General features: G+C 60.3%; 3 protein-coding genes. All 3 read right to left on the bottom strand.

The window, feature by feature from the left end; genetic code table 11:
- Positions 1–272: 272 nt before the first annotated feature.
- Positions 273–647: a cupin domain-containing protein gene (locus WBP53_RS02470; RefSeq protein WP_423925596.1), complete on the bottom strand. Its 375-nt coding sequence runs from the start codon at positions 645–647 to the stop codon at positions 273–275.
- 346 nt (positions 648–993) lie between these two features.
- Entirely contained in the window at positions 994–1,776 is a 783-nt protein-coding gene (locus WBP53_RS02465) for a LytR/AlgR family response regulator transcription factor (protein WP_423925594.1), read from the bottom strand.
- A complete protein-coding gene (locus WBP53_RS02460; protein ID WP_423925592.1) occupies positions 1,773–2,849 on the bottom strand; it encodes a sensor histidine kinase in 1,077 nt (358 codons plus the stop codon). Before WBP53_RS02460 ends, WBP53_RS02465 begins: the two co-directional genes overlap by 4 nt.
- Positions 2,850–3,065 lie beyond the last annotated feature (216 nt).

The following is a 3,065-nucleotide window of genomic DNA, read 5'->3' as shown; positions in this document are numbered from 1 at the left end:
GCTGACTCAACCAGTTGCGCAAGCAATGCAAATGCTCGCGGCTCAAGTCGAAGCGTGCTTGCACCGATGCGAACGGAATGCGCTGCGGGATCGAGGTCCAGCGCCACTCTGGCCGACTCGTCTTGTGCACCCGGCGATTCCATGAAACGAGGTTATCACAGCGCCCGCAGCGGGCTTTCGAGCATCATCCGGATGTTTGACATGCTTCGATGCAATCCCGCCGCGATTTCAGCTGGCCGATAGATGAGCCCGCCCGCATTTCCTGCTGTCGACTACAGCGGCCGCAACTGCTCTTCCAGCGAGCGGGTCTTTTCGTTGACCGTGTCCCCGGTGTGCAGGGTTGTCTTGCGCTCGATCAGCATCAGCAGGCAGTCGCCCTTCGTGCTCGGATTGTGTCGTACGCCTTTTGGCACGACGTACAAGTCGCCCTCCGCGAGATCAACGCTCGTGCCATCTTCCATGTCGATATGCAGCGCACCCTCGAGGACAAGGAACATCTCGTCTTCGTCGGCATGGCTGTGCCAGTCCAGTTCGCCGTTGACCTTTGCGACTTTCACGTAGGAGTCATCCACCTCGGCAATGACGCGGGGAGACCAGTGCTCGGTCAGGGACGCTGCGATTTTCTTCGGTGAACTCACCTTGGCCATGGAAACTCCGGATGCTTCATGCGGAAAGTCGAGGGTAGTAGATACCGCTTCGCCTGTCCTGTCCTAACCACGAATCAATCCAGGGCAACGCTGAACAGGGCTCTGCCCGGAATGCCATAGCCTCTGGACTCGTCATTCCCGCGTAGGCGGGAATCGCATCACAGACGCCGGATGCGCAATCTTCCAGTGACTTTGTGCCTTTTGCGAAACTCCAAATGAGCTGGATGACCAGCCGTTCGGCTGCTATAGAGCGATGACCAGCCATGGCGGCTGTTGTGAAGCGCTTCCCGCCTACGCGGGAATGACGAGTCTTGAAGTCAGCTTCGTTCCCCGTTCCCCAAGCAAACTACATCTGCTTGAACAGGTGCAAGTAGTTCCGACTGACCGGCAGCACATCATCGCGACCGCGCAGATGGATGCTGGCCGTTTCGTTGTCGCCGCGAAGGATGTGGCTGATTGCACTCAGGTTGACGACAACGGCGCGGTGGACCTGGGCGAATTGTGCGGCGTCGAGCTGTGTCAGCAGCTCCTTCAGCGGCGTGCGTACCAGGGCTTCTGCGGGCTTGCCTTCGTCGCCACGCCAGGCGATTCGCGTGTATTTGGAGTCGGAACGCAGATAGTCGATTTCCTCGACCGCAATCACGCGTACGGTCTGGCCGACCGAGGCTCGAATCCAGCGCAGCGCGGCGGGCTCGGCGCTCTTGCGCAGCCGCGCGGCCAGTTGCTCGATCAACTTGTCGGCATCGGGCAGCTGCCCTGCACCCAGTCGTTCCTGCAATCGCGCAACGGTATCCGCGAGTCGAGCGGGCTCGACTGGCTTGACCAGATAGTCGAGAGCCCCGCTGTCGAATGCTTGCACGGCGTATTGATCGAATGCGGTCACGAAAACCAGCTGCGCACGTTTACCGATGAATCGCGCCGCTTCGACGCCGGAAAGCCCCGGCATGTGCACGTCGAGAAAGCAGATATCAGGGCGCAAGGCTTCAAACATCTCGACAGCCTCGCGGCCATTGCGCGCCTCGGCGATGACTTCCAACTCGGGCCATGCCTCGCGCAGCAGCCGTTTGAGCGACGTACGCAGCAGCGGCTCGTCATCGGCGATCAGGGCCGTGGTCCGCGACTGGGTCATGGCACACCTCGACGTGCGGGAAATTCCAGCTCGGCGTTCGCACCCTGTGGCACGAGAGCATTCAGGCTCAGCCGCGCCGAGTCGCCGAACATCAACTGCAGGCGCTCACGCAGGTTGGACAGGCCGGTGCCCAGATTGTCGAAGCCGTTCTGCAAGCCGACGCCGGTATCGATGACCTGACAGCGACAGCGGGCATTTTCTTCGACGACACGAACTTCAATGCGACCACCCGCCTCGCTGGGATCGATCCCGTGGCGCACGGCATTTTCAACAAGGGTCAGCAGCGCCATTGGCGGACAGTGCAAATCCATGGAGGAATCCTCGACTTGCACCATGAACTGCAAGCGATCCGGAATGCGCATGTGCATGACATCGAGATACGCACGCACAAGCTCGATTTCCTGTCTCATCGTGGTCGCCGGCTCGTGCAGGCGTGGAACGGCTGCACGCAGGTAGGCAATCAGACTGTTGAGGACGGCCGACGCCTGCGCCGAGCCGGAATCGACCAGCTCGCGCACATTGGCCAGAGTATTGAACAGGAAGTGCGGCTCGACCTGAGCCTGCAACAGGCGCAATCGTGAGCTGATCGCCTTTCGTTCCAGTTCGCTTCGCTCGAGATCAAACGCCAGCGCCTGGCGCTGTACCTTGCCGCTGATCTGTCCCATCAATGCAGAGACAGCCATCCAGGGAGCAATCAGCAGGCTGATCATGGTGAACGCGGCAAAGCCGGTCAATCGATCGCTGTCTTCCCAGAATGGCACCGGATCCCCTTGTGTCGTGATCAGGTAGGCCGTCCAGGTTGCTATCGGCACGATCGCCGCCACCGCCATCACCTGAAGTACCCAGCGCGAGATCCAGCCAGGCAGACGCCGCGGCCAGCGTTCGAACAATCCGAATACCAGCAGGCATAGAGCTCCAATGTAAAACCAGCGGAAGATCAGAACGGCGTAGGAAACTTTCCAGCCCGGCATCATCAGGAGGATGAATGGCAGACAGGCGAACAGGACCACACGCACACGCCGCCAGGCAAAGATCGGTGGCAGAACTGAATGCGGGGACTTGTTCATGCTCATGACCCGAGGTTATCAGTGAATCCGATGGATAGTGGCCGGCAGGTGGCTGGGGAAACCGGTTGCGCGCGATGGCGCGATTTCCAGCATTCTCGCCGTGCGTCTGGATACCAGGCAAAGGTGCGGCGACATGCAGCGCGCTGCGAATGACAAGGCACGATGGCGGCCGACGAAGGACGGACTAGGCAGGTGGCATATCAGAGGCGAATGGCACTCAAC

It is taken from the genome of Dokdonella sp., from assembly GCF_049593775.1.
In the GTDB taxonomy this organism is placed as follows: domain Bacteria; phylum Pseudomonadota; class Gammaproteobacteria; order Xanthomonadales; family Rhodanobacteraceae; genus Dokdonella.
Note: the sequence above shows the minus strand (reverse complement) of the source record. Positions and strands in the feature narration are given on the sequence as shown.

What these genes read in the sequence shown, in the direction of transcription:
- WBP53_RS02465 (WP_423925594.1), bottom strand. Translation starts at nt 1,776, where the DNA reads ATGACCCAGTCGCGGACCACGGCCCTGATCGCCGATGACGAGCCGCTG.
- WBP53_RS02470 (WP_423925596.1), bottom strand. Translation starts at nt 647, where the DNA reads ATGGCCAAGGTGAGTTCACCGAAGAAAATCGCAGCGTCCCTGACCGAG.
- WBP53_RS02460 (WP_423925592.1), bottom strand. Translation starts at nt 2,849, where the DNA reads ATGAGCATGAACAAGTCCCCGCATTCAGTTCTGCCACCGATCTTTGCC.